Source organism: Microbacterium sp. MYb72 (assembly GCF_002979415.1).
In the GTDB taxonomy this organism is placed as follows: Bacteria; Actinomycetota; Actinomycetes; order Actinomycetales; family Microbacteriaceae; genus Microbacterium; species Microbacterium natoriense.
The window spans coordinates 111,099-133,963 of sequence record NZ_PCOT01000001.1 but is presented as its reverse complement, the minus strand read 5'-3'; the positions used below and the strand labels follow the sequence as shown (position 1 = coordinate 133,963).

The following is a 22,865-nucleotide window of genomic DNA, read 5'->3' as shown; positions in this document are numbered from 1 at the left end:
ACCCATGAGCGCCGTCGCGACCGCTGCGCCGCTCCTGGTCTACTTCTCCAGCGTGTCGGGCAACACCGCACGCTTCGTCGAGAAGCTCGGGCTTCCGGCCCGTCGTATTCCGCTTCGACCGCAGGAAGAACCGCTCGTCATCGACGAGCCGTTCGTGCTCGTCACCCCCACCTATGGCGGGGGTGAGGGGCGCGGCGTCGAGCGCGGAGCCGTGCCCAAACAGGTGATCCGGTTCCTCAACGACGAGAACAACCGGCGTCACATCCGCGGAGTCATCTCCGCGGGCAACACCAACTTCGGCGAGTCCTTCTGCCTCGCCGGCGAAATCATCAGCCGCAAGTGCCACGTGCCTCACTTGTACCGGCTCGAAATCTTCGGCACACAGGACGATGTCGATCGGGTGACCGACGGATTGGAGCGACGGTGGGTACCACAGTTGACGAGCAGGACGCAGTGACCGAGACAGTGGCGTTCAAGGCCAACCCCAACTATGAGGGCCTCGACTATCACGCGCTCAACGCGATGCTGAACCTGTACGACGCGGACGGCAAGATCCAGTTCGACGCCGACAAGCGCGCGGCGCGGGAGTACTTCCTGCAGCACGTCAACCAGAACACGGTGTTCTTCCACTCGCTCAAGGAGCGGCTCGACTACCTCGTCGAGAAGGAGTACTACGAGCCCGCCGTGATCGAGCGGTACTCGATGGAGTTCATCCAGAAGCTCAACGATCTCGCGTACGGCAAGAAGTTCCGCTTCGAGACGTTCCTCGGGGCCTTCAAGTACTACACGAGCTACACGCTCAAGACGTTCGACGGCAAGCGCTACCTCGAGCGCTTCGAGGACCGCGTCGTGATGACCGCCCTCGGCCTCGCCGACGGCGACGAGAAGCTCGCCGTCGCGCTGGTCGAGGAGATCATCTCCGGCCGCTTCCAGCCGGCGACCCCGACGTTCCTCAACGCGGGCAAGGCGCAGCGTGGCGAGCTCGTCAGCTGCTTCCTCCTGCGCATCGAAGACAACATGGAGTCGATCGCCCGCGGCATCAACTCCGCCCTCCAGCTCTCCAAGCGCGGCGGCGGCGTGGCGCTGCTGCTCTCGAACATCCGCGAGGCGGGTGCGCCGATCAAGCAGATCGAGAACCAGTCCTCCGGCATCATCCCCGTGATGAAGCTGCTCGAAGACTCCTTCAGCTACGCCAACCAGCTCGGTGCCCGTCAGGGCGCCGGCGCGGTGTACCTCAACGCGCACCACCCCGACATCATGCGGTTCCTCGACACCAAGCGCGAGAACGCCGACGAGAAGATCCGCATCAAGACGCTGTCGCTCGGCGTCGTCGTGCCCGACATCACGTTCGAGCTCGCGAAGAACGGCGAGGACATGTACCTCTTCTCGCCGTACGACGTCGAGAAGGTCTACGGGGTGCCGTTCGGCGACATCTCCGTCACCGAGAAGTACCGCGAGATGGTCGACGACCCTCGCATCAAGAAGACGAAGATCAACGCGCGCGAGTTCTTCCAGACGATCGCCGAGATCCAGTTCGAGTCGGGCTACCCGTACATCATGTTCGAGGACACGGTGAACAAGGCCAACCCGATCAAGGGCCGCATCAACATGTCCAACCTCTGCAGCGAGATCCTGCAGGTGAACACGCCGACCACGTACAACGACGACCTGTCGTACGACCAGATCGGCAAGGACATCTCCTGCAACCTCGGCTCGATGAACATCGCGCTGTCGATGGATGCCGATGACCTCGGCCAGACGGTCGAGACGGCGATCCGCGCGCTGAGCGCGGTCAGCGACCAGAGCCACATCCGCTCCGTGCGCTCGATCGAGGACGGCAACGACCGCTCCCACGCGATCGGCCTCGGCCAGATGAACCTGCACGGCTACCTCGCTCGCGAGCACGTGTACTACGGCTCCGAAGAGGGCATCGACTTCACGAACATCTACTTCTACACGGTGCTGTTCCACGCGCTGCGCGCCTCGAACAACCTCGCGATCGAGCGCAAGCAGGCGTTCGACGGGTTCGAGGACTCGACCTACGCGTCGGGGGAGTTCTTCGACAAGTACATCGATCAGGCGTGGGTGCCGGCGACCGAGAAGGTCAAGGAGCTCTTCGCGGGCAAGCACATCCCGACGCAGGAGGACTGGGTCGCGCTCAAGGCGTCGATCCAGGAGCACGGCATCTACAACCAGAACCTGCAGGCCGTGCCGCCGACCGGTTCGATTTCGTACATCAACAACTCGACGTCGTCGATCCACCCGATCGCGTCGAAGATCGAGATCCGCAAGGAAGGCAAGCTCGGTCGCGTCTACTACCCGGCTGCGTTCATGACGAACGACAACCTGGAGTACTACCAGGACGCGTACGAGATCGGCTACGAGAAGGTCATCGACACGTACGCCGCCGCCACGCAGCACGTCGACCAGGGCCTGTCGCTGACGCTGTTCTTCAAGGACACCGCCACCACGCGCGACATCAACAAGGCGCAGATCTACGCATGGCGCAAGGGCATCAAGACGATCTACTACATCCGTCTGCGTCAGATGGCGCTCGAGGGCACCGACATGACCGAGTGCGTCTCCTGCATGCTCTGACCTGTCCCTGAACCCGAGAAACGACGAGAAGATGACTCCCCACACCCCGATCAAGCTGGTCGACAGCGTTCAGGCGATCAACTGGAACCGCATCATCGACGACAAGGACCTCGAGGTCTGGAACCGTCTGGTGAACAACTTCTGGCTGCCGGAGAAGGTGCCGCTGTCGAACGACATCCAGTCGTGGAACACGCTGACTGCTGATGAGCAGCTGCTCACGATGCGCGTGTTCACCGGCCTGACGCTGCTCGACACGATCCAGGGCACCGTCGGCGCCGTGTCGCTGATCCCCGACGCGATCACTCCGCACGAGGAGGCGGTGTACACCAACATCGCGTTCATGGAGTCGGTGCACGCGAAGAGCTACTCCTCGATCTTCTCGACGCTCGCGTCGACCAAGGAGATCGACGAGGCGTTCCGCTGGTCCACCGAGAATCCGAACCTTCAGAAGAAGGCCCAGATCATCATGGACTACTACCAGGGCGACGACCCGCTCAAGCGCAAGGTCGCCTCGACGCTGCTCGAGTCGTTCCTGTTCTACTCGGGGTTCTACCTGCCGATCTACTGGTCGTCGAAGGCGAAGCTGACGAACACGGCCGACCTGATCCGCCTCATCATCCGTGATGAGGCCGTGCACGGGTACTACATCGGCTACAAGTTCCAGAAGGGGCTCGAGAACGAGACCGAGGAGCGTCGTCAGGAGCTGAAGGACTACACCTTCAACCTGCTGTTCGAGCTCTACGACAACGAGGTGCAGTACACGCAGGACCTCTACGACGGCGTCGGCCTCACCGAAGACGTCAAGAAGTTCCTGCACTACAACGCCAACAAGGCGCTGATGAACCTCGGGTACGAGGCGATGTTCCCGTCGACGGTCACGAACGTGAACCCGGCGATCCTGTCGGCGCTCTCGCCGAACGCCGACGAGAACCACGACTTCTTCTCCGGCTCGGGTTCGTCTTACGTCATCGGCAAGGCCGAGGCCACGGAAGACGACGACTGGGACTTCTAGACCGAGCCGATCAGTCGCAGAGTCTGTGACGACGAAAGGCCCCAGGGTGTTCGCTCGAGCCGAGCGAACACCCTGGGGCCTTCGTCGTGTCCGCCGTGTTCTGCGTCAACGGGCGCGTCCGCTCGCCCCCCAGCGGTGGTGCATCCCGGTCAGGAGCGCATCGAGGCCGATCGTGAACAGCAGGTCACGCGGTGGCAGGTCGCGTTCGGCCACCGTGGCGGCGAACGCCGTCGCCGTACGCGCCAGCACGGGAGAGCGGCCCGGATCCTTGGGCTGATACACGTCATCCGGGGAGTCCGAATCGGCGGTGGCGCCGAAGATGTAGGTCTCCAGGATGCTCATCGCGGTGATGATGCTCTCGTCCGGCCATCCCGCCTCGGTGAACCCGGTCACCACGCGCTGATACATCAGCGCCGTGTAGGGCGTATGAGCCAGAGGGACCGCGACGATGAGCGGCACCAGCTCCGGACGTGCGCGAAGACTCTCCAGATAGCTCCAGGCCCAGCGGGAGAGCGCCTCGCGAAGGGGCACGACGCCGAAGCCTGTCGTGTCCACGGTCGCAGCGAAGCGCTCCTGCAGCAGCGCCAGCACGTCGTCACGGGAGGAGACGTGGTTGTAGAGGGCACTGGGAGTCACCCCCAGTCGTCGCGCGAGCGCACGCATCGTGAGTCCGCGGATCCCCGCGGCGCGGATCTCGGCGAACGCCGCCTCGGCGATCAGGTCGCGATCGAGCACGCGCTCGCGGGGCCTTCCCGGCGCGCGCCGGACGGACGGCGCAGCGGCGGCACGCGATGTCGACATGGGCCCTCATTAATGAACGATTTGAAGTGAGCTTGAGCTGATTCTATGCGCTCCTAGGGCCGATAAATGTACGTTCCCGGTGATCTCCTGGAGCGTGATGCGACCGCTTGCCTAGGCTCGGAGGGCCATCAGCGCTGATTCGGCTCGGTACTCCGGCCACGCTGTGAGCGGGTCCGCCCTGCGCGGTCCGGAGCGAGAGGAAGACCATGACGGGTGCACGAGCCACTGCCGGAGACGTGGACGAAACGGAGGTCCTCGACCGTGACGTCGTGGTGATCGGTGCGGGCATATCCGGTCTCGTCACCGCGCGCCGCCTGACGCAGGCCGGGCATTCGGTCGCCGTGCTCGAGGCCAGGGATCGCGTGGGCGGACGCACCTGGTCTCAGACGATCGACGGCTCGTTCTTCGAGATCGGCGGGCAGTGGATCTCGGTCGAGCAGACTGCGCTGAAGGACCTGCTCGCCGAGCTGGGCAAGGAGACCTTCCGCCGGTACCGAGAGGGCGACTCCGTCTTCGTGACCCCCGACGGGGTGCGCCACGAGTTCGACGGGGACTTCCCGGTCGCTCCGGCCACGCTTGCCGAGATCGGGCGTCTGGTCGAGGGGCTGGACGAGCTGGCGGCGCAGATGGACGTGAGCGCGCCCTGGGCGCACCCTCGGGCGGCGGAGCTGGATCGGATCTCGTTCGCCACCTGGCTCTCCGAGCATTCCGGTGACCCTCAGGCCCGTCGCATCGTCGAGCACTACATCGCCGCCGGAATGCTCACCAAGCCTGCACATGCCTTCTCCGTGCTGCAGGCGCTGCTGATGATCGCCTCGGCGGAGAACTTCGGAAACCTCATCGACGAGGATCTGCTGCTGGACGAGCGCGTGGTCGGAGGCATGCAGTCGGTCTCGGAGCAGATCGCCGCCGAACTGGGCGCGGACGTCGTGCGCGTGAACGCCCCCGTGCGCTCGCTGCACTGGAGTGCGGACGGCGACGGCGCACCCGGTGAGGTGCTCGCCGTCAGCGACGGACTGCGGGTGCGGGCGCGCTTCGCGGTCGTGGCGGTCCCGCCGAACCTGTACTCGCGCATCGACTACGTGCCGGAGCTGCCGAGAGAGAGGCAGGTCGCTCATCAGCACGTGTCGATGGGTCTCGTGATCAAGGTGCAGGCCGCCTACGATCGTCCCTTCTGGCGCGATCGAGGTCTCAGTGGGACCGGCTTCGCCTCCCACGAGCTCGTCTGCGAGGTCTACGACAACAGCTCTCCGCACGAGAGCAGAGGAATGCTCGTCGGATTCATCGCGGGGGAGGCCGCGGACCGCGCCTGGGCGCTCCCTGAGGAGGAACGTCGCCGCGCGATCCTGAACTCGTTCGCCGCGTACTTCGGCGAGGAGGCGACGCAGCCCGTGGCCTCCTACGTCTCCGACTGGGGGAGCGAGCAGTGGACCCGCGGAGCATTCGCCACGAGCTACGATCTGGGCGGTCTGAGCCGCTGGGGTCACCAGCAGAACCAGCCGGTCGGGCCGATGTTCTTCGCGAGCAGCGACATCCAGGGCAGCGGATACCAGCACGTCGACGGCGGTGTACGGATCGGCACGGACACGGCAGCGCGGATCGTGGAGGCTCTTTCCGAACGCGTGTGACCTCGACGCGACAGGACGAAGGGCAGTGCCGATCGGCACCGCCCTTCGTCGTTCCTCCGCAGCGGGTCAGCCCCCGACCGGACGTCCGTCCTCGCGACGCGGCACCGACAGCGGGTTGCCGTCGCGCAGCTCCGCCGGGAGCACGCTCTGCGGGGCGTCCTGGTACGCGATCGGAGTGAGGAATCGTCGGATCGCCGTCGCCCCGACCGAGGTGTGCACGGACGCCGTGGATGCCGGCCAGGGGCCGCCGTGGTGCTGGCTCCACGCGATCGCGACGCCGGTCGGCCAGCCGTTGTAGAGCACGCGCCCGGCGATCCGTGACAGCGCCGTCGTCGCCGCCGAGACGAGAGCGTCATCGTCGTCGTCCGGTGCGTACCAGACCGTGCCGGTCAGGCTCCCCTCGAGCACGGCCAGGGCGGCGTCGAGCTGTGCGGCGGAGTCGTACCGCACCAGCAGGGTGAGCGGACCGAAGTGCTCCTGCTGGAACCTCTCCGGCTCTGCGAGGAAGGCGTCGGCGCCGATCGCGGCGACCACGGGCGCGGCCTCCCCGTCCACGGACGGCGCCTGCGCGAGAACCTCCACGTCGGCTTCCGCCTCGAGCTCCGCCGCGCCCTCCCCGAACGCGGAGGAGATCCCGCTGGTGAGCAGTTGCTGCCCGGCTGACGCGGCGACGGCTGCGGTCAGCGCCTCGTCGAACTCGGCGCTCGGCGGCACGAACACCAGCCCCGGCTTGGTGCAGTACTGCCCGCCGTCGCGCGTGAACGAGCCGGCCAGGCCGGCCGCGATGCCGGCGCCGGATGCCGCGACCGCCCGCGGCGTGATCACGACCGGATTCACCGAGCCGAGCTCGCCGTAGAACGGGATCGGCGCGCGGCGGGCGGAGGTGAGGTCGAACAGCGCGCGCCCTCCGCGGGTGGATCCGGTGAATCCGACGGCGGCGATGAGCGGATGCTGGACGAGTGCGGCTCCTGCGCTGACGCCCTCCACGAGCGTCAGCGCGTCTGCGGGGCCGTTCGCGGCGACGAGCGCCTCGCGGGCGATCTCGGCCACCCGGCGGGACAGCCCGGGGTGGCCCGGGTGGGCTTTCACGACGACGGGGCAGCCCGCGGCCAGCGCTGAGGCGGTGTCGTTGCCGAGCACGGAGAACGCGAACGGGAAGTTCGACGCGGCGAACACCGCGACCACCCCGAGCGGCCGCAGGATGCGGCGCAGGTCGGGCCGAGGCGGGATCAGTGCGGGGTCAGGGCTGTCCAACGTGGCCTCCAGGTAGGAGCCCTCGCTGATCACGTCGGCGAAGAAGCGCAACTGGGTGGCGGTGCGCACGACTTCTCCGCCGAGTCTCGCGAGGCTCAGATGGGTCTCGACGTGGGCGAGGGCGATCAGCTCGTCGGCGTGCGCGGTGAGCGCATCGGCGATCGCGCGCAGCCACACCGCGCGATCGGCGCGCGAGGACTCGGCGAGGCCGGAACGGGCGGCAGCGAGGACGGCATCCTCCATGGCATCGTGCGCACTCATGTCAGAACGCGCTCAGGCCGGTCAGGGCGCGTCCGATGACGAGCTGGTGGATCTCGTCGGTGCCCTCGTAGGTGCGCACGGACTCGAGGTTGGCGGCATGCCGCATCACCGGGAACTCGTTCGTGATCCCGTCTCCCGCGAGGATCGTGCGGGCCTGGTGCGCGATCTTCAGCGCCTCGCGCACGCTGTTCAGCTTGCCGACGGAGATCTGCGCCGCGGTCAGAGCGCCGCGCTCCTTCAGCCTGCCGAGGTGCAGCGCGAGGAGCGTGCCCTTCTCGACCTCGAGCAGCATGTCGGCGAGCTTGGCCTGGGTGAGCTGGTTCGCGCCGATCGGCTTGCCGAACACCTCGCGGGAGATCGATCGCTCGAGCGCCGCCTCCAGGCAGCTGCGGGCGGCGCCCATGGCGCCCCAGATGATCCCGTACCGCGCTTCGTTCAGGCACCCGAACGGGCCGGAGAGCCCTTCGGCGCCGGGGAGGATCGCGTCGCTCGGCAGCCGCACGCCGTCGAGCGTGACATCGCACTGCACGGATGCGCGCATCGACAGCTTTCCTGCGATCGGCGTCGCCGTGAAGCCGGGCGTGCTCGTCGGAACCAGGAAGCCGCGCACCGCGCGTCCCCCTTCGCCGTACGCGGGGTCGTCGACGCGCGCCCAGACGATCGCGACGTCGGCGAGCGACGCCAGTCCGATCCAGCGCTTGGCGCCGTCGATCACCCAGCCGTCGCCGTCGCGCCGAGCGGTGGTGGTCATCGCTGCGGGGTCGCTCCCGCCCTGGGGTTCGGTGAGGGCGAAGCATCCGACGGCCTCTCCCGTCGCCATCCGCGGCAGCCACTGCTGCTTCTGCTCTTCGGAGCCGTACTTGGCGATCGCGCTCATCGCCAGCGAACCCTGGACCGATACGAAGGTGCGCCAGCCGCTGTCTGCAGCCTCCAGCTCCAGGCACACCAGACCGTACGACACGGCGCCAGCGCCCGCGCATCCGTATCCGCTGATGTGCATGCCGAGGAAGCCCTGTGCTCCGAGCTCGGGAATCAGCTCTCGACGGAAGTGCGCGTCCTCGAAGTCCTGCTCGATGACCGGCTGGATGCGCTCCTGCGCGAACGCTCGCGCTCGCTGCTGCCAGTCGCGTTCTTCGTCGGTGAGCAGCGCGTCGAAGTCGAACACGGTGTCGATGCGGGGGGCGTGTGTCATGGGAGTTCCTCTCCGGTGAGCCATGCGGCGGGGTGCGCGTCGTTCAGTTCAGGGGGCGCGGTGCGGTAGTCCGCGGGGGTCTCGCTCAGACCGATCGGACTCGCGATCGTGCGCGATGCGCCGAGCTCGACGACCGGGTCCAGCCCGAGCCGTTCGGCGAAGGCGATGGCCTCGGCCACGTCGTTCACGAGGCCGGCGGGGATGCCCGCGGCGCTCAGGTGCGCGACCCACTCCGTCGCCGGGGCGGTCGCCAGGCGATTCTCGAGGATGGCGGTGAGCTCGTCGCGGTGCGCGACGCGGTCGGCGTTGCTCGCGAAGCGCGGATCTGTCGGAAGCCCCGCCAGATCGAGCGCCGCGGACAGCGCGCGGAACTGCTTGTCGTTGCCGACGGCGATCACGAGGTCGCGATCGGCGGCGCGGAACAGCGCGTACGGCGCGATCGACGGATGCTCGTTGCCGAGGCGCCGCGGGGGCGTGCCGGTGGCGAGGGTGGAGGCGGCCTGGTTGGTCAGAGCCGACAGCAGGCTGTGCAGGAGGTCGACCTGGATCCGCTGCCCGACCCCGCTGCGGTCGCGCTCGCGGAGTGCGAGGAGGATCCCCGCGACAGCGTTCTGCCCGCACAGCACGTCGACCAGAGCGACACCGGCCTTGGCCGCAGGGCCGTCGGGGTCTCCGGTGATCGACATCAGCCCTCCCACGGCCTGCACGAGCAGGTCGTAGCCGGCCAGGGCGGCGCCGGCCCCGTCGCCGAAACCGGTGATCGAGCAGTAGACGACGGCCGGATTAACCGCGCGCACGGCGTCGTGGTCCAGGCCGAAACGCGCCATCACGCCTGGACGGAAGTTCTCGACGACGACATCGGCGGATGCCGCCAGCCGCAGTGCACGCGCGCGATCCGCCTCGTCGGTCAGGTCGAGCGCGACAGAGCGCTTGTTGCGGTTCACGCTGCCGAAGTAGGTGGCCATCCCGTTCTCGTCGATCGGAGGCAGCCAGTGCCGGGTGTCGTCGCCGAGCGGCGGCTCGATCTTCAGGACGTCGGCGCCGAAGTCGGCCAGAGTCATCGTGGCGTAGGGGCCGGCCAGCACCCGGGAGAAGTCCGCGACGCGCACGCCGTCGAGGACTCCGTGTCGTCCGGAGCGCGCTGAATCGGTCATCGTCATCCGCCTTCGCATGTCGGGTGCAGCGTGCAACCGGTATTGATCCTATATGGAATCTTTCAAAGCACTCAAGCGTTCGGCGAGGCCGGGCTCGACTATCGTGAGGACATGCCCTCGAACCTTGGACCCGGCGTGAAGGCGGCCGTGTTCGCTCAGCTCACCGACGCCGGTCGCGCGGAGCAGGTGGCGCAGCGGCTCGCCGACGGCATCGCGCTCGGTGTGCTGCAGCCCGGTGAGCGGCTGCCCAGCGAGCCGGAGCTGGTGCGCCGCTTCGGCGTGGCGCTCATCACGGTGCGCGAGGCCCTCGGGATCCTCCGCACGGCCGGGGTTCTGGAGACCCGCCGCGGTCGCGGAGGAGGGAGCTTCGTCGTCGGGCAGGGCGGAGACCAGGACGACATGCTCGCTGCCAGAGTGCGGCGTCTGAGTCCGATGGAGCTCGCCGACATCGCCGTGATCTTCGGAGCGCTCGCGTCCGCATCGGCGGCCGCCGCCGCAGAGCGCGCCACCGAGGACGAGGTCGCCAGAGTGACGCGCTGGCTGGATGCGGCGGACTACTCCTCGGCTGCGGCTGCGCGGATGAACCAGGGCGGCTTCCAGCTCGAGCTCGCCGTGCTGAGCCAGTCTCCGCGACTCGTGCGCGAGCAGATCCGTCTCCAGGCGGAGTCGGGTTCCGTGCTGCTGGCGGGTCTCGACGACGAGGCCACGCGGAGCGACGTCAGAGCAGCCGATCGGCGCATCCTCCGTGCGGTCCAGCGGCGGCAGCCGGGGGCTGCGCGCTCTGCGGTGGAAGCGCTCGAGCAGGCGCTCCTCCGGCGCGTGCTGGCCAGCCGCATCGAGGGCGCTCGGCAGGAGGTGAGCGATGGACGCGCGAGCTGACGCCGCGGCGCACGCCGACGACCTCTTCGACGGCGTCGTGGCGACCCTGCACGGCTGGCGGGAGCGCGCAGAGCAGGTGCTGGCCGAGGGGGGAGACCGCCGTGTCGAACTCGATGCCTGCGTGGAGTCTCTGGTGGTGCCGGAGCTGGCGCGCGCGAATCCGCTCCTCGTCGGTGCCGGTGCGATCGCGGACGACGCATCCGAGGGGCCGGGCGGAATGCACTTCGCGTGGTGGCTGGGGCCCCTCAGCACCAACCCGGTGCTTCGCACCACGACAGAGCCCACGCCGCTCGACCTGTCCGCCCGCGGCTACGTCGAGTACGTGCGGGACTTCCGTGATCGCGAGTGGTATCGCGTGCCCGTCGACACCAGGCGGGCTCATGTCACCGGGCCCTATGTCGATCATCTGTGCACCTGCGACTACATCGTGACAGTGACGATGCCGCTGTCGTCGGGGGCGTCGGAATCCGCGACCGTGGTCGGCGTCGTGGGCGCCGACATCGCCGTGAGCACCCTCGAGCGCGAACTCCTTCCCGGTTTCGCCGCTTCTTCCGCCCCGCTGGCGCTGGTCGGAGCGGGTGGCCGGGTGGTGCTCTCCACGGTGCCGGAGATCGTGCCGGGCTCGCGGGCTCGATGGCAGGACGGCGCCGCGCTGGCGTGCCGCAGCGCGCCGTTCGCGGTCGTCATGGACCCGCAGCCGGACCCGGTGCGAGGATGATCAGGGGTCACGTCTTATCCTGAAACATCCTGTGTAGTATCTTTTTTCAACAGCGTGCGGATCGAGCGCGCGCCCGCATGGATCGAAGGAGCCCCATGACCTACGCAGTGACGAACCCGACGACCGGCGTCATCGAGCGCACGTACGACACCATCGGCGAAGACGCCCTCCAACAGGCGATCGCGGATGCCGAGCGGGTGCGGCTCACCTGGACCAAGACGTCGACGGTGGCCGAGCGGGCGGCGCTGATGCGCCGCGTGGCCGAGCTGCACGCCGAGCGCGCCCAGGAGCTCGGCGAGATCATCGTCCGCGAGATGGGCAAGCCGATCGAGCAGGCCGTCGGAGAGGTGGAGTTCGCCAGCGCGATCTTCGAGTACTACGCCGACAACGCCGAGTCGCTGCTGGCGGATGAGCCGATCGAGCTCCTCGCCGGAGAGGGGTCGGCCTTCGTGCGCCGCTCTGCGCTCGGCGTCCTGCTGGGCATCATGCCGTGGAACTTCCCGTACTACCAGGTCGCGCGTTTCGCGGGCCCGAACCTCGTGATCGGCAACCCGATCCTGCTCAAGCACGCCGAGCAGTGCCCCGAGTCCGCCGCGGCGATCGAGAGGATCTTCCTCGACGCGGGGTACCCGCAGGGGGCGTACGTCAACCTCTACGCCTCGCACGATCAGATCGAGACGGTCATCGCCGATCCGCGTGTGCAGGGCATCTCGCTCACCGGGTCCGAGCGCGCCGGAGCCAAGGTCGCGGAGATCGCGGGACGCCACCTGAAGAAGGTCGTGCTCGAGCTCGGCGGATCCGACCCGTTCATCCTGCTCTCCACCGACGATCTCGACGCGACCGTGGAGGCTGCCGTGCTCGCCCGCGTCGACAACAACGGACAGGCGTGCAACGCGGCGAAGCGCTTCATCATCGTCGACGAGCTCTACCAGCCGTTCCTCGACAGGTTCACCGCAGCGATGAACGCGGTCGTCGAGGGCGACCCCGCGCAGGAGGGCACCGCTCTCGGGCCGCTCTCGTCGGCTCGTGCCGCCGAGATCCTCGCCGAGCAGGTCGACCGCGCGGTCGCCCAGGGGGCCACGCTGCACTCGGGCGGCACTCGTCGGGAGAACTACTACTCGGCGACGATCCTGACGGACGTGGCTCCCGGCAGCGACGCGTTCCATGAGGAGTTCTTCGGCCCGGTCGCCCAGGTCTTCCGCGTGGCCGACGAGGCGGCGGCCGTGGAGCTGGCCAACGACACGCCCTTCGGTCTCGGGTCGTACGTCTTCACCACCGACCCCGAGCAGGCACTGCGCGTCGCCGATGGGATCGAGGCCGGCATGGTCTTCGTCAACGTCGTCGGCGCCGACGGTGCCGAGCTGCCGTTCGGTGGCGTCAAGCGCAGCGGTTCCGGCCGTGAGCTCGGCCGCTTCGGGGCCGACGAGTTCGTGAACAAGAAGATGATCCGCATCGGCTGATCGGATCGGATCGGGTCGCGGGAACGGGTCGCTCGGACGCATCCGTCAAGCCCACTGCGCTCATAGGGAGCGCGGCGAATACTGGGGTGATGCTCGATCAGCTCCCCGACCGTTCCGGTGCGATCGACCTCGTGCGGCTCCTCGCGGTCGCCGCGATCGTCGCAGGGCACGCGTTCACGAAGGACGTCACGCAGGCGTGGCTGTACTCGTGGCACGTGGCCGTGTTCTTCATCCTGACGGGGTACCTCTGGAAACCCGGACGGATGCTGCGCACGGAGGTCTTCCGTCGCGCGCTCAGCCTCGGGCGCCCCTACGTGGCGGCGTTCGCCGTGCTGACCGCGGTGCTGCTGATCGTGAAGCCGGTCGATGCGCTGCACACGATCGCCGGGGGTGTGGAGGGCGGCCGGTTCGCGCAGATGCCCTACGTGACGCTGTGGTTCGTCTCGGCCCTGTTCTTCACCGCCGTCGTGTTCCGCGCGATGGAGCGGCTCCCGTACGCCGCGCAGTGGGGCATCGGCATCGCGGGCGCCCTCGCGGCGTGGGCGTGGAGCGGACCGTTGTCGCGCACGCCCCTGGGCATCGGCTACATCGCCACCTGTCTGCTCTACCTGCTGGTCGGCGATGCGCTGCGTCGGGTGCGGGACCGGATCGCGATGCCGCTGGTCTCCGGCGTGGTGGCCCTGACCATCGGCGCCGCGCTCGTCGCGGTCGGCGCGGCGGCGCCGCTGGACATCAAACTCGGCGACGACGGCACGCCAGCCGTGTCCGCTCTCGCCTCGAGCGCGATCGCGATCGGCCTGATCCTCGTGGCCGAGAGCGTCGTGCGCCCCGGGCGCTTCTCCAGGGCCTGCACTCTTCTCGCCCTGCCGCTGCTGACCGTGGTCCTGCTGCATCCGCTCGTGCTCTGGCTGGGGGCGCCGCCGTGGGCGCAGTTCGCCCTCGGCATCCTCGTGCCGCTCGCCCTGGGGCTGGTCGCGCTGCGCACCCCGCTCTCCCCGTGGATCACCGGGCAGACCAGGGTGCGGGGCGCACGGGCGATAGGCTCCGCCGTATGACAGACGACGTTCGCAACGTGCACGACGCCCTCGCGGCCATCACCGAGCACTGGCAGCCGCATCGGCTGACCAGCGTGAACGACTACGACGTCAAGGTGGTGAAGCTGCAGGGCGAGTTCGTCTGGCACACCCATCCCGACACCGATGAGCTGTTCATGGTGATCAGCGGCACCCTGACCATCCAGCTCCGCGACGGCGACGTCGTCCTCGGCCCGAACGACGTGTACGTGGTGCCGCGCGGCGTCGAGCACTGCCCGAAGGCCGACGACGAGGTCCATGCCCTCCTGTTCGAGCCGAAGGGCACGGTCAACACAGGGGATGCCGGAGGCGACATGACCTCGGAGCTGCGAGAGCTCCGCTGACCTGACCGGTCCTCCGCGCCGCGGCGGGGAGCTAGCTCCGGTGCTCGGCGTAGTACTCCAGCAGCGCCTTCGTCGACGGGTCCTGTGCCGCGACGGCATCCGCGTCGCCCTCGATCGCCGGGGCGATCTGCATGGCGAGCTGCTTGCCGAGCTCGACGCCCCACTGGTCGAACGAGTTGATGCCCCAGATCGTGCCCTGCGTGAACGTGATGTGCTCGTAGAGCGCGATGAGCTGGCCGAGCACCTGCGGGGTGAGCGCCGGCGCGAAGATCGACGTCGTCGGGCGGTTCCCGGCGAAGGTGCGGGCGGCGACGAGAGCCCCCGTGGTGCCCTCGGCCTCGACCTCGGCGGCCGTCTTGCCGAACGCGAGCGCCTTGGTCTGCGCGAGGAAGTTCGCCAGGAACAGCGCGTGCACGTCCTGCCCGCCGTCGGTGAGCGGGTAGGCCGGGTTCACGAAGGCGATGAAGTCGGCGGGGATCAGCCGGGTGCCCTGGTGGATCAGCTGGTAGAACGCGTGCTGGCCGTTCGTCCCTGGCTCGCCCCAGAAGACCTCTCCGGTGTCGGTGGTGACGGGCGTGCCGTCCCAGCGCACCGACTTGCCGTTGGACTCCATGGTGAGCTGCTGCAGGTACGCGGGGAAGCGGCTGAGCTGCTGCGCGTAGGGGAGCACCGCATGCGACTGCGCGTCGAAGAAGTTCACGTACCAGACGTTCAGGAGCCCCATCAGGACCGGGACGTTGCGCTCCAGTGGAGTGGTGCGCACGTGCTCGTCGACGGCGTGGAAGCCCGCGAGCAGGTCGCGGAACGTGTCGGGTCCGAGGGCGATCGCGAGCGACAGGCCGATGGCGGAGTCGACCGAGTAGCGGCCGCCCACCCAGTCCCAGAAGCCGAAGGCGTTCGTCGGGTCGATCCCGAAGGCCGCGACCTTGTCGAGCGCGGTGGAGACCGCGACGAAGTGGTGCGCGACGGCATCGGTGCGGGACTGCTCGCCGCCGTCGATCGCACCGGATGCCGTGAGACCGGCCCACAGCCAGTCGCGGGCGAGCCGGGCGTTGGTGAGCGTCTCCAGGGTCGTGAAAGTCTTCGACGCGACGATGAACAGCGTCGTCTCGGGGTCGAGGTCCGACGTCTTCTGCGCGAGGTCGGTCGGGTCGATGTTCGACACGAAACGGGCCTGGATGCCGGCATCCGCGTAGGGCTTGAGCGCCTCGTAGACCATGACGGGGCCGAGGTCGGAGCCGCCGATGCCGATGTTCACGACGTGCGTCACCCTCTTGCCGGTGATGCCGCGCCAGTCGCCGGAGCGGACGCGGTCGGCGAACGCCGAGAGCGCGCCGAGCACCTCCTGCACATCGGCATCCACATCCTGCCCGTCGACGACGAGGGCCGGAGAGGCGTTCGCGGGGCGGCGCAGCGCCGTGTGCAGCACGGCGCGGTCCTCGGTGGTGTTGAGGTGCGACCCCGAGAGCATGGCGGCGTAGCGCTCGGCGACCCCGGTCTCCTCCGCGAGGCGGAGGAGCGCTGCGAGCACGTCGTCGGTGACGAGGTTCTTCGACAGGTCGACGTGCAGATCGGCGAGGGGGAGCGAGAAGCGCTCCGCGCGCGCGGGGTCGGCGGCGAACCAGCCGCGAAGGTCGGGGACGAACCCGCCGCGGAGCGCGGTGAGCTCGGACCAGGCGGACGTGCGGGTCGGGTCAACGGGAGCGGTCATGGGTACATCCTAGGATTGCGGAGATGAGCGAGACGACGGCACCGGCACGGATCGTCGTGCCGCTGTGGCGGCGGATGCTGTTCAACCCGGTGCTCTGGGGGACGGCATTGCTCGCGGCCGCGACCGCGCTGACGCTGGGGACGCAGGACATCGACCTCCCGCAGTTCCTCCTCATGATCGTCGGCGGGTGGTGCTTCGGCCTCGCGTTCGTCAACGCGACCTTCGGGATGCGGCGCAACGGGCTCGTGCTGCACCTCGCCGTCGCGGTCGTCCTGGTGGCGACCATGCTCGTCGTCACGGAGTACGGGTCGCGCCTGCTCGACCCGCTCCCCGACCCGGTGAAGGGCGTGCTCCTCGTGCTCTGGATGGCGGCGATCCCCGCGACGGGGTGGATCGTGCTGGGTCTTCTGGGCAGGGTGACCGATGCCCTCACCCGGCGCGAGCGCAAGAAGACTCCGGTGCGCGTCCCTCCGGAGTGGGAGCGCGATGAGCGCGGCGACGGCTCGTTCGTGCGGTTCCCGGCGATCGAGATGCGGATGCGCGAGCTGACCCTGTCGATCATCGGGATCACGGTCTTCGTCGGCCTCATCGGCATCGCCCTGCTCATCTCATTCAGCGACGTCGTGATGCGCTTCCCGCCCCGTCTGGCGATCGTCCTCATGGGGCTGGTGCTCGGACTCCCCGCCTACCTCGTGCTCACCGCGACGCTCAGGAAGCGCACGAAGGAGTGCACGGTGGCGTTCGGGAACGACGAGATCCGCATCCGGCTCGGCGATTCGGCATCCGTCGTGCGCTTCTCCGAGCTGGAGCACCTGCGCTGGCGCTGCCGCAGCGACTACGCGCGCATCGAGGTGCGCGGTCCTGGCGTCGACCTGTCGCTGTTCGCCGGCTTGGCCAAGGCGCCTCCCGGGCGCACCTCCGAGCTGCCGGTGCTGCCTCGACGCGTCTTCCGCAGGTTGGAGCTCGCGGGTCTCGTCGTGGCGAAGTCCCGGCGGGACGAGGTCATCACGTTCTCGCGCGCGGTCTGAGCAGCGAACGGGCGGAGGTATCCTGGTAGACGGCCGCTACGACAGGAGACCCCGTGATCCTCAGCTTCATCTTCTTCATGATTCTCTTCCTCGGAGGCATCTATCTGATGGGTCTCGCACAGTCGCTCGAGGACTTCCAGATGATCGTGTTCATCGCGGGCCTGCTGATCGTGAGCCTGTCTCTCGCGTTCATGATGCGCCAGGGCGGCTCGGCCACTCGCCGCTCGAACAACTGGTCAGGCAAGGCCGCGGAGTAGCCCCCGCGCCTCAGCGCCTCTTCGCGAGACGCGCCTCGAGGTTCGCCTTGACGGCGGGCCACTCCGGCTCGATGACGGAGTACTCGACGCTGTCGCGCAGGGCGCCGTTGCGGTAGCGGCTCATCGCCCGCATCACGCCGTCCTGCTTGGCGCCGAGTCGCTCTATGGCGGCGCGCGACTGGAAGTTCACCCACTGGGTCGTCAGTCCGACGCGGAACGCGCCGAGCGTCTCGAACGCGTGCTGCATCAGGAGCAGCTTCGATTCGGCGTTCGTGCCGGTGCCATGCGCCGAAGGACGATTCCACGTGTAGCCGATGTGCACACGGGGCACATCGGCGACCAGGTCGTACAGCGAGGTGAGGCCGAGCACCCGGCCGGACGCGTCGAACGCGGTGAACGGCACCATCTCACCCGACTCGATCAGACCGAGACGGCGGTCGATCTCCGCGGCGAGGCCGTCGGGGGACGGCACGGACGTGTACCAGGCGGTCTGCCACAGGTCGCCCTCCTGCAGGGCGTCGAGGAGGCCGTCGTGGTGCGAGCGGTCGAGCGGGCGCAGTTCGACGAGGCGTCCGGTGAGGGTGACGGGGAGCGGAGCGGTGCGGAATGCCATGCGGCCATTCAACCAGCGCGGCGACGATGCGGCGTCACGCCGCACGGGCCCGCTGGAGCAGACGCTGGAACCCGAAGACCAGTTCGACGGTGACCCCCAGCTCGAAGGCGATGCTGGGCGCGTGGGGGCCGCGGGTCGCCTCCGCCTCGGCGTACGAGGCGGGCGTGATCAGCAGCTGAGCCGCCCATTCGTCGGCTCGACGCTCCTGTCGGTCGCGGAGCGACGCCCTCGTCGTCGGAAGGTGTCCGAGGACGGCGTGCGCCAGCTCGTGCGCGAGCACGCTCCTCTTCATGCGCTCGCTCATGCCGGGAGCGAGGCGGATCGTGCGCGACCACGGGTCGAAACCGCCCGGGGTTCCTCCGGGCCTCTCGACGATGCGCAGGCCATGCTCCTCGATGAGGGGAAGGAGCTGGTCCATGCGCTCTCCTACTGGTAGAGGTCGTCCGTGTCGCCGTCGTGGGTGAGGTGCGATTCGAAGGCGACCTCAGCATCATCTTCGCGTCGACCGGGGACATCGGAGCGGCGGCGGATGGGCGTGACCGTTCCGGCGCCCGCTCGCCGGGCGTCGTCGGCGCGGAGCCGCTCCTCTGCGCGGGCGAGGACGACGTGCGGCTCGACGTCGAGGGCGACGCAGACGCCGTAGAGCACGGGGATCGGGATGGAGCGCTTGCCGGTGACGTAGTTGTCGAGTCCGCTTCTCGCGATGCCGACCTCGCGCGCCATCGCGGCGATGCTGCTGCCGCCGGCGGCGATCTCGGCCCGCAGCTGGCGACCCACGGCCGCGTTGAACTGCTCGCCCTGTGTCTTCACCCGTGTCACGATAGCACCGGGGTGAAGCCAAGATGCCGTCATTCTGGTTGCTGAACGCTTGATCGCTCACAGTCGGGGCGATAGTGTCGTCAGGTGACGACAGAAGTGCGACGAAAGGTGGCTGACGCCGTCAGGTCCGCGCTCGCCGCCTCCGGGCACACGGAGCGATGGCTGGCCGCGCGGGCGAGCCTCGACCGTGACGACCTGCGTGACAAGCTCGCGCTGCGCACCGATTTCACCGTCACCGACCTCGCAGACATCGCCGTCGCGCTCGGCATCCCGATCGCGAGCCTGTTCCCGCAGTCGAGCGGCGACGTCTCGCGAGCGAGTGATCATCAGCGCTGATGATCTGCGGCGCACGGCCGCTCAGCGTGAGGATGAGCGCGCGCTCCCTCACCATTCCGCCCGATAGCGCTGCGCGCATGAGGGTAGCGTTGCACGCATGAAGACTGTGCCCTTCGGCTCCGCCGCCGCCCCCGCCGTCATCGCCGGCATGATGCGCATCGACGACAAGGATGATGCGCAGATCCGCGCGCTCTACGACACGGCCAGGGCCTCGGGGATCGACTTCTTCGACCACGCCGACATCTACGGCGGGCGGATGCACTTCTGTGAGGAGCGGTTCGCCGGAGCGCTGCAGCTCAGCCGGGCGGAGCGCGAGGAGATCGTGCTGCAGACCAAGTGCGGCATCGTCCCCGATCGAGGGATGTTCGATTTCTCCTACGAGCACATCATCGGCCAGGTGGAGGGCTCGCTGCGGGCCCTTCAGACCGAGTACATCGACGTGCTGCTCCTGCATCGCCCCGACGCCCTCGTCGAGCCCGACGAGGTCGCTCGCGCCTTCGACGAGCTGGAGTCCGCGGGCAAGGTCCGCGCCTTCGGCGTCTCGAATCACACGCCCCGGCAGATCGACCTGCTGCGCACCGCCGTTCGTCAGCCCCTCGTCGCGAACCAGCTGCAGCTGTCGATCACCCACGCCCCGATCATCGCCCAGCCGATCGCCGCCAACATGGCGGGTGAGGAGCAGAGCGTCGTCCGCGACGGCGGCGGGATCGTCGACTACTGCCGCGTCAACGGCATCACGATCCAGGCCTGGTCGCCGTTCCAGGGCGGCTTCTTCACCGGGGTGTTCCTCGGCAACCCCGAGTACGCCGACCTCAACGCGGTGATCGACCGGCTCGCGGCCTCCTACGGCGTCGCCCCGATCGCGATCGCGACGGCGTGGATCACCCGCCACCCGGCGAAGATGCAGGTGGTGCTGGGCACCACGACGCCCGGGCGGGTGCGGGATGCCGCGGCCGGAGCCGACGTGGAGCTGACCAGGGCCGAGTGGTACGAGCTGTTCCGGGCGGCCGGGCACCTTCTGCCCTGATCCGGTGCTGCCCTGATCCGGCGGGCGTCGTCTACCCTGAGATCATGCCGTTCCTGTTCTCGCTCCTCGTCATCGCGCTGATGGTCGGCGCGCTGATCGACATCATCACGCGCGAGGACTCGCAGGTGAAGTACCTCCCGAAGATGGTGTGGATCATCCTCGTCATCCTCCTGCCGCTGATCGGCGGCCTGCTCTGGTTCGCGCTCGGCAGGGAGTACGGCGACGGCGGCATCCGGATCCCGCAGATGCGCCGCGCCGCTCCGACGACCCGCACGGCGCCCGCTCCGCCGGCTCCGCCCGCCGACCTGCGGACCACAGAGCAGCAGATCGCCGACCTCGACCGTGAGATCGAGGAGTGGCGGCTCCGCGAGGAGCTCGAGAAGCGCAAGCGCGACCAGCCGCCTGCGGCCGAGGGCTAAGCCCGCGCGAAGGACTCCCGCAGCGCCTCGTCGAGAAGCGGATAGCGGAACTCGAAGCCCGCGGCGGTGAGCTTCTCGGGCAGCACCCAGCGGCTCTTCAGCACGAGCTCCGTCTCGGTGCGGATGCCGATGGCTCCGAGCTCGAGCATCCATCGCGGCATCGGCGGCCCGATGCGCGCCCCGAGCACGGCCCGGACCGCCGCCATGAAGCCGACGTTGTCGACGGGGTTCGGCGACGCCGCGTTGACCGGGCCGTCGAGCGACGGGGTCTGCTCGAGGAAGTCGATGATGCGGGCGATGTCTTCGACGTGCACCCAGCTGAACCGTTGCCGTCCGCGCTTCGCCCCGGGGAAGTGGCCGGTGCCGGCCGCGCGCCGCGCTCTGCTCACGGGCCAGCGGCCGTCGTACTGGGGGCCACCGAGGCCCAGTTTCGCCAGGGTGCGGAGCGGGCCGAGGACTCCGCCGTCGCCCAGCACGATCGCGCTGCGGAGGGCCACCCTGCGTGTCGACGGGAGGTCCTGCGCGAACAGGGCCTTCTCCCACGCCGTGGCGACCTCGACGGAGAAGCCCGTGCCGATCTCACCCGTGGACTCCGTCATCGGACGGTCTTCGGCGTGGCGGTAGATCGTCGCGGTCGAGGAGTTCACCCACAGCGGCGGCGGGGAGTCGGCCCGAGCGATGGCTGTGGCGAGGGAGGAGGTGGTGTCCAGGCGCGACCGGAAGATCTCCGCCCGGTTCTCCGGGGTGTAGCGGCAGTTCACGCTCTTGCCCGCGAGGCCGATGACGAGAGCGGCGCCGTCGACGGCGCGGTCGATGCCCGCCTGGTCGCCCCAGCGGAGGTCGGCGTGCGAGCGGGAGATCGTGATGACCTCTCGCCCGGCCTCGCGCAGCCGCTGCTGCAGATACCCGCCCATGAATCCGGTGGAACCGCCGATCACGACGTGACCCGTGCTCATCCCTGTGCCTCCTCGATGCGATAGTCGAAGTCCCCGCGGTACTCGTACACGCGTCCGATGAACGGCGCATCGACGGTGAGGGCGATGCGCTGGCGTCCGACCTCGTCGTCGAACCTCTCGGTCAAGCGCACGACGGGGGAGAGCGCGCGCGGCGCGCGGAGCCGCAGACGACCGAGGCGGACGCCGACCGCGCGGCTCGTGAGACGGAGGGCGCCGTCTCGCACGTCCACGTCGAAGCACGCGACGACGACGCCCGGTTCGCCGAGCTCATCGACCACGCGGCCGTGGCGGGAGAGGACGACGGCATCGCGCATGGTCCAGGCGCCGGTGGGGAAGTCGAACCGGCGCATGCCGATCGCCCGCGAGGCCACGGTCACGTTCTCGACCCGGAACGGCACGTCGCGCTCCCACCGGGCGGCCACGACGCCGCGGCGCTCCAGTGTGCGCAGCAGCGGCCACAGCCAGCGCCGCGGAGTGCCGACGCGCTGGAAGACCCCTTCGCCGACCCCGACATGGCCGTCGGGGACGCCGCGGAAGTACTCGCGGAGGCGCGGATGCAGCTCCTCGATGCGGTCGCCGAGCGCCCTGGCATACGGGGACTGCGGAACCGGCGTCACGCTCCGAGCCTACCGACCTCGTGCGGGAGGTCGTGCCGGGGAGCGGAGCATCAGCTCGAGCGCGGCGAGGGCGTCGTGCTGCGGGGCGCTGTCGTCGAGCAGCCACTGCGTCTGCAGGCCGTCGGATGCCGCGATGACGAGAGCGGCGACCGCGTCCGGCGGCACGTCGTCGCGGATGAGACCCGACTCCTGCTGCAGCCGTACGCGCTCGGAGAGCTCGTCGCGCAGCCGGGCGAAGCGGGTGGTCGCGAACTCCCGTGCGGCGGGGTGCCCCTCTTCCAGGGCGGTGGCGATGAGCGAGGAGTACAGCTGCACGAGCCCCGGCACCTCGCGGTTGGTGCGGGCCGACTCGATCATGAGCTCGACCGGCGTCATGTCGTCGGGGATGGGCTGGTGCTCGTCGTCCTCATCGCCGCTGGCGAGGTAGACCGCGACGAGGAGCTCTTCCAGAGAGCCGAAGTAGTGGGTGAGGGCGGCGTGCGTGACGCCGACCTCCTTGGCGATCGCGCGCAGGCTCGTGCGGTCGGCGCCTCTCGCCGCGAACACCTCGATCGCCCTGTCCAGGATCTCCTGGCGGCGAGCGACGCCCTTGGCGTAGGCCCCCCGCTGGCGTGGTCGCTCGTTCTGTCCGGACATGACGCGAGTCTATCGAACTAAAACTTCCGCTTGGAGGTTTTCGGTGATAGCCTCCTGTGCACAGGGCGGCAC

General features: G+C 68.8%; 25 protein-coding genes. 14 read left to right on the top strand and 11 right to left on the bottom strand.

Annotated elements, in window-relative coordinates:
- The first annotated feature begins 4 nt into the window (after positions 1 to 4).
- From nrdI to nrdF, 3 genes are read left to right on the top strand one after another with little or no spacing between them, the layout of a single operon-like run.
- Complete coding sequence (gene nrdI / locus CQ047_RS00605) at positions 5 to 457, top strand: class Ib ribonucleoside-diphosphate reductase assembly flavoprotein NrdI (protein ID WP_105672339.1); 453 nt, start codon at positions 5 to 7, stop codon at positions 455 to 457.
- On the top strand, positions 454 to 2,598 hold the full coding sequence (gene nrdE / locus CQ047_RS00600) for a class 1b ribonucleoside-diphosphate reductase subunit alpha (RefSeq protein ID WP_105672338.1): 2,145 nt from the start codon (positions 454 to 456) through the stop codon (positions 2,596 to 2,598). The genes nrdI and nrdE overlap by 4 nt, the downstream gene beginning before the upstream one ends.
- 31 nt (positions 2,599 to 2,629) lie before the next feature.
- The gene (nrdF, locus tag CQ047_RS00595; protein WP_105672337.1) at positions 2,630 to 3,610 is read left to right on the top strand and encodes a class 1b ribonucleoside-diphosphate reductase subunit beta; all 981 of its coding nucleotides are present in this window, start codon (positions 2,630 to 2,632) and stop codon (positions 3,608 to 3,610) included.
- Between the two features lie 105 nt (positions 3,611 to 3,715).
- Here the strand turns inward: nrdF and CQ047_RS00590 are convergent, their stop codons facing one another.
- Entirely contained in the window at positions 3,716 to 4,411 is a 696-nt protein-coding gene (locus CQ047_RS00590; protein ID WP_105672336.1) for a TetR/AcrR family transcriptional regulator, read from the bottom strand.
- 206 nt (positions 4,412 to 4,617) lie between these two features.
- Here CQ047_RS00590 and CQ047_RS00585 point away from each other — a divergent pair, with 206 nt between their 5' ends.
- Positions 4,618 to 6,039: an NAD(P)/FAD-dependent oxidoreductase gene (locus CQ047_RS00585; protein ID WP_105672335.1), complete on the top strand. Its 1,422-nt coding sequence runs from the start codon at positions 4,618 to 4,620 to the stop codon at positions 6,037 to 6,039.
- A gap of 66 nt (positions 6,040 to 6,105) precedes the next feature.
- Here the strand turns inward: CQ047_RS00585 and CQ047_RS00580 are convergent, their stop codons facing one another.
- The 3 genes from CQ047_RS00580 to CQ047_RS00570 are packed head-to-tail and all read right to left on the bottom strand — an operon-like array spanning position 6,106 to position 9,900.
- On the bottom strand, positions 6,106 to 7,554 hold the full coding sequence (locus tag CQ047_RS00580) for an aldehyde dehydrogenase (NADP(+)) (RefSeq protein WP_105672334.1): 1,449 nt from the start codon (positions 7,552 to 7,554) through the stop codon (positions 6,106 to 6,108).
- A gap of 1 nt (position 7,555) precedes the next feature.
- Positions 7,556 to 8,746, bottom strand: a complete 1,191-nt coding sequence (locus tag CQ047_RS00575; RefSeq protein WP_105672333.1) for an acyl-CoA dehydrogenase family protein — start codon at positions 8,744 to 8,746, stop codon at positions 7,556 to 7,558.
- Complete coding sequence (locus CQ047_RS00570; protein WP_105672426.1) at positions 8,743 to 9,900, bottom strand: CaiB/BaiF CoA-transferase family protein; 1,158 nt, start codon at positions 9,898 to 9,900, stop codon at positions 8,743 to 8,745. Before CQ047_RS00570 ends, CQ047_RS00575 begins: the two co-directional genes overlap by 4 nt.
- 111 nt (positions 9,901 to 10,011) lie before the next feature.
- On the opposite strand from CQ047_RS00570, the gene CQ047_RS00565 reads away from it, so the two are divergent.
- The 5 genes from CQ047_RS00565 to CQ047_RS00545 all read left to right on the top strand — a co-directional run bounded on the left by CQ047_RS00565 (position 10,012) and on the right by CQ047_RS00545 (position 14,374).
- Complete coding sequence (locus tag CQ047_RS00565) at positions 10,012 to 10,779, top strand: FadR/GntR family transcriptional regulator (protein ID WP_105672332.1); 768 nt, start codon at positions 10,012 to 10,014, stop codon at positions 10,777 to 10,779.
- Positions 10,763 to 11,497 carry a cache domain-containing protein gene (locus tag CQ047_RS00560; RefSeq protein WP_105672331.1) on the top strand — a complete coding sequence of 245 codons (735 nt, stop codon included), beginning with the start codon at positions 10,763 to 10,765 and terminating at the stop codon, positions 11,495 to 11,497. Before CQ047_RS00565 ends, CQ047_RS00560 begins: the two co-directional genes overlap by 17 nt.
- Before the next feature lie 95 nt (positions 11,498 to 11,592).
- The gene (locus CQ047_RS00555; protein WP_105672330.1) at positions 11,593 to 12,957 is read left to right on the top strand and encodes an NAD-dependent succinate-semialdehyde dehydrogenase; all 1,365 of its coding nucleotides are present in this window, start codon (positions 11,593 to 11,595) and stop codon (positions 12,955 to 12,957) included.
- A gap of 89 nt (positions 12,958 to 13,046) precedes the next feature.
- Positions 13,047 to 14,012, top strand: coding sequence for an acyltransferase (locus CQ047_RS00550; RefSeq protein WP_105672329.1), 966 nt, complete (start codon positions 13,047 to 13,049; stop codon positions 14,010 to 14,012).
- Positions 14,009 to 14,374, top strand: coding sequence for a cupin domain-containing protein (locus tag CQ047_RS00545; protein WP_105672328.1), 366 nt, complete (start codon positions 14,009 to 14,011; stop codon positions 14,372 to 14,374). Before CQ047_RS00550 ends, CQ047_RS00545 begins: the two co-directional genes overlap by 4 nt.
- Positions 14,375 to 14,405: 31 nt before the next feature.
- Here the strand turns inward: CQ047_RS00545 and pgi are convergent, their stop codons facing one another.
- Positions 14,406 to 16,085 (bottom strand): glucose-6-phosphate isomerase, encoded by a 1,680-nt coding sequence (gene pgi, locus CQ047_RS00540; protein ID WP_105672327.1) that lies wholly within the window; start codon positions 16,083 to 16,085, stop codon positions 14,406 to 14,408.
- A gap of 23 nt (positions 16,086 to 16,108) precedes the next feature.
- Here pgi and CQ047_RS00535 point away from each other — a divergent pair, with 23 nt between their 5' ends.
- The gene (locus CQ047_RS00535) at positions 16,109 to 17,113 is read left to right on the top strand and encodes a hypothetical protein (protein WP_105672326.1); all 1,005 of its coding nucleotides are present in this window, start codon (positions 16,109 to 16,111) and stop codon (positions 17,111 to 17,113) included.
- A 53-nt stretch (positions 17,114 to 17,166) separates the two neighbouring features.
- A complete protein-coding gene (locus CQ047_RS00530; RefSeq protein WP_181155782.1) occupies positions 17,167 to 17,370 on the top strand; it encodes a hypothetical protein in 204 nt (67 codons plus the stop codon).
- Positions 17,371 to 17,380: 10 nt separating this feature from the next.
- On the opposite strand, the gene CQ047_RS00525 is transcribed toward CQ047_RS00530, so the two are convergent.
- From CQ047_RS00525 to CQ047_RS00515, 3 genes are read right to left on the bottom strand one after another with little or no spacing between them, the layout of a single operon-like run.
- Entirely contained in the window at positions 17,381 to 17,983 is a 603-nt protein-coding gene (locus CQ047_RS00525) for a GNAT family N-acetyltransferase (RefSeq protein ID WP_105672325.1), read from the bottom strand.
- Positions 17,984 to 18,017: 34 nt separating this feature from the next.
- Positions 18,018 to 18,401, bottom strand: a complete 384-nt coding sequence (locus tag CQ047_RS00520) for an ImmA/IrrE family metallo-endopeptidase (RefSeq protein ID WP_105672324.1) — start codon at positions 18,399 to 18,401, stop codon at positions 18,018 to 18,020.
- 8 nt (positions 18,402 to 18,409) lie between these two features.
- Positions 18,410 to 18,793: a helix-turn-helix domain-containing protein gene (locus CQ047_RS00515; RefSeq protein WP_223586105.1), complete on the bottom strand. Its 384-nt coding sequence runs from the start codon at positions 18,791 to 18,793 to the stop codon at positions 18,410 to 18,412.
- A 93-nt stretch (positions 18,794 to 18,886) separates the two neighbouring features.
- On the opposite strand from CQ047_RS00515, the gene CQ047_RS00510 reads away from it, so the two are divergent.
- The 3 genes from CQ047_RS00510 (at position 18,887) to CQ047_RS00500 (ending at position 20,584) form a co-directional block, all read left to right on the top strand.
- A complete protein-coding gene (locus tag CQ047_RS00510; RefSeq protein ID WP_146114242.1) occupies positions 18,887 to 19,138 on the top strand; it encodes a hypothetical protein in 252 nt (83 codons plus the stop codon).
- A gap of 97 nt (positions 19,139 to 19,235) precedes the next feature.
- Positions 19,236 to 20,165, top strand: a complete 930-nt coding sequence (locus tag CQ047_RS00505; RefSeq protein ID WP_105672322.1) for an aldo/keto reductase family oxidoreductase — start codon at positions 19,236 to 19,238, stop codon at positions 20,163 to 20,165.
- Between the two features lie 44 nt (positions 20,166 to 20,209).
- On the top strand, positions 20,210 to 20,584 hold the full coding sequence (locus tag CQ047_RS00500; RefSeq protein WP_105672321.1) for a PLDc N-terminal domain-containing protein: 375 nt from the start codon (positions 20,210 to 20,212) through the stop codon (positions 20,582 to 20,584).
- Here the strand turns inward: CQ047_RS00500 and CQ047_RS00495 are convergent.
- Genes CQ047_RS00495 through CQ047_RS00485 form a run of 3 tightly spaced genes read right to left on the bottom strand, consistent with a single transcriptional unit; the run spans position 20,581 to position 22,793 of the window.
- Complete coding sequence (locus CQ047_RS00495) at positions 20,581 to 21,540, bottom strand: epimerase (protein ID WP_105672320.1); 960 nt, start codon at positions 21,538 to 21,540, stop codon at positions 20,581 to 20,583. The genes CQ047_RS00500 and CQ047_RS00495 overlap by 4 nt on opposite strands.
- Entirely contained in the window at positions 21,537 to 22,157 is a 621-nt protein-coding gene (locus CQ047_RS00490; protein WP_105672319.1) for a DUF4166 domain-containing protein, read from the bottom strand. The genes CQ047_RS00495 and CQ047_RS00490 overlap by 4 nt, the downstream gene beginning before the upstream one ends.
- A gap of 9 nt (positions 22,158 to 22,166) precedes the next feature.
- Positions 22,167 to 22,793: a TetR/AcrR family transcriptional regulator gene (locus CQ047_RS00485; RefSeq protein ID WP_105672318.1), complete on the bottom strand. Its 627-nt coding sequence runs from the start codon at positions 22,791 to 22,793 to the stop codon at positions 22,167 to 22,169.
- Positions 22,794 to 22,865 lie beyond the last annotated feature (72 nt).

What these genes read in the sequence shown, in the direction of transcription:
- nrdI (WP_105672339.1), top strand. Translation starts at nt 5, where the DNA reads ATGAGCGCCGTCGCGACCGCTGCGCCGCTCCTGGTCTACTTCTCCAGC.
- nrdF (WP_105672337.1), top strand. Translation starts at nt 2,630, where the DNA reads ATGACTCCCCACACCCCGATCAAGCTGGTCGACAGCGTTCAGGCGATC.
- CQ047_RS00590 (WP_105672336.1), bottom strand. Translation starts at nt 4,411, where the DNA reads ATGTCGACATCGCGTGCCGCCGCTGCGCCGTCCGTCCGGCGCGCGCCG.
- CQ047_RS00585 (WP_105672335.1), top strand. Translation starts at nt 4,618, where the DNA reads ATGACGGGTGCACGAGCCACTGCCGGAGACGTGGACGAAACGGAGGTC.
- CQ047_RS00580 (WP_105672334.1), bottom strand. Translation starts at nt 7,554, where the DNA reads ATGAGTGCGCACGATGCCATGGAGGATGCCGTCCTCGCTGCCGCCCGT.
- CQ047_RS00575 (WP_105672333.1), bottom strand. Translation starts at nt 8,746, where the DNA reads ATGACACACGCCCCCCGCATCGACACCGTGTTCGACTTCGACGCGCTG.
- CQ047_RS00570 (WP_105672426.1), bottom strand. Translation starts at nt 9,900, where the DNA reads ATGACCGATTCAGCGCGCTCCGGACGACACGGAGTCCTCGACGGCGTG.
- CQ047_RS00565 (WP_105672332.1), top strand. Translation starts at nt 10,012, where the DNA reads ATGCCCTCGAACCTTGGACCCGGCGTGAAGGCGGCCGTGTTCGCTCAG.
- CQ047_RS00560 (WP_105672331.1), top strand. Translation starts at nt 10,763, where the DNA reads ATGGACGCGCGAGCTGACGCCGCGGCGCACGCCGACGACCTCTTCGAC.
- CQ047_RS00555 (WP_105672330.1), top strand. Translation starts at nt 11,593, where the DNA reads ATGACCTACGCAGTGACGAACCCGACGACCGGCGTCATCGAGCGCACG.
- CQ047_RS00550 (WP_105672329.1), top strand. Translation starts at nt 13,047, where the DNA reads ATGCTCGATCAGCTCCCCGACCGTTCCGGTGCGATCGACCTCGTGCGG.
- CQ047_RS00545 (WP_105672328.1), top strand. Translation starts at nt 14,009, where the DNA reads ATGACAGACGACGTTCGCAACGTGCACGACGCCCTCGCGGCCATCACC.
- pgi (WP_105672327.1), bottom strand. Translation starts at nt 16,085, where the DNA reads ATGACCGCTCCCGTTGACCCGACCCGCACGTCCGCCTGGTCCGAGCTC.
- CQ047_RS00535 (WP_105672326.1), top strand. Translation starts at nt 16,109, where the DNA reads ATGAGCGAGACGACGGCACCGGCACGGATCGTCGTGCCGCTGTGGCGG.
- CQ047_RS00525 (WP_105672325.1), bottom strand. Translation starts at nt 17,983, where the DNA reads ATGGCATTCCGCACCGCTCCGCTCCCCGTCACCCTCACCGGACGCCTC.
- CQ047_RS00520 (WP_105672324.1), bottom strand. Translation starts at nt 18,401, where the DNA reads ATGGACCAGCTCCTTCCCCTCATCGAGGAGCATGGCCTGCGCATCGTC.
- CQ047_RS00505 (WP_105672322.1), top strand. Translation starts at nt 19,236, where the DNA reads ATGAAGACTGTGCCCTTCGGCTCCGCCGCCGCCCCCGCCGTCATCGCC.
- CQ047_RS00500 (WP_105672321.1), top strand. Translation starts at nt 20,210, where the DNA reads ATGCCGTTCCTGTTCTCGCTCCTCGTCATCGCGCTGATGGTCGGCGCG.
- CQ047_RS00495 (WP_105672320.1), bottom strand. Translation starts at nt 21,540, where the DNA reads ATGAGCACGGGTCACGTCGTGATCGGCGGTTCCACCGGATTCATGGGC.
- CQ047_RS00485 (WP_105672318.1), bottom strand. Translation starts at nt 22,793, where the DNA reads ATGTCCGGACAGAACGAGCGACCACGCCAGCGGGGGGCCTACGCCAAG.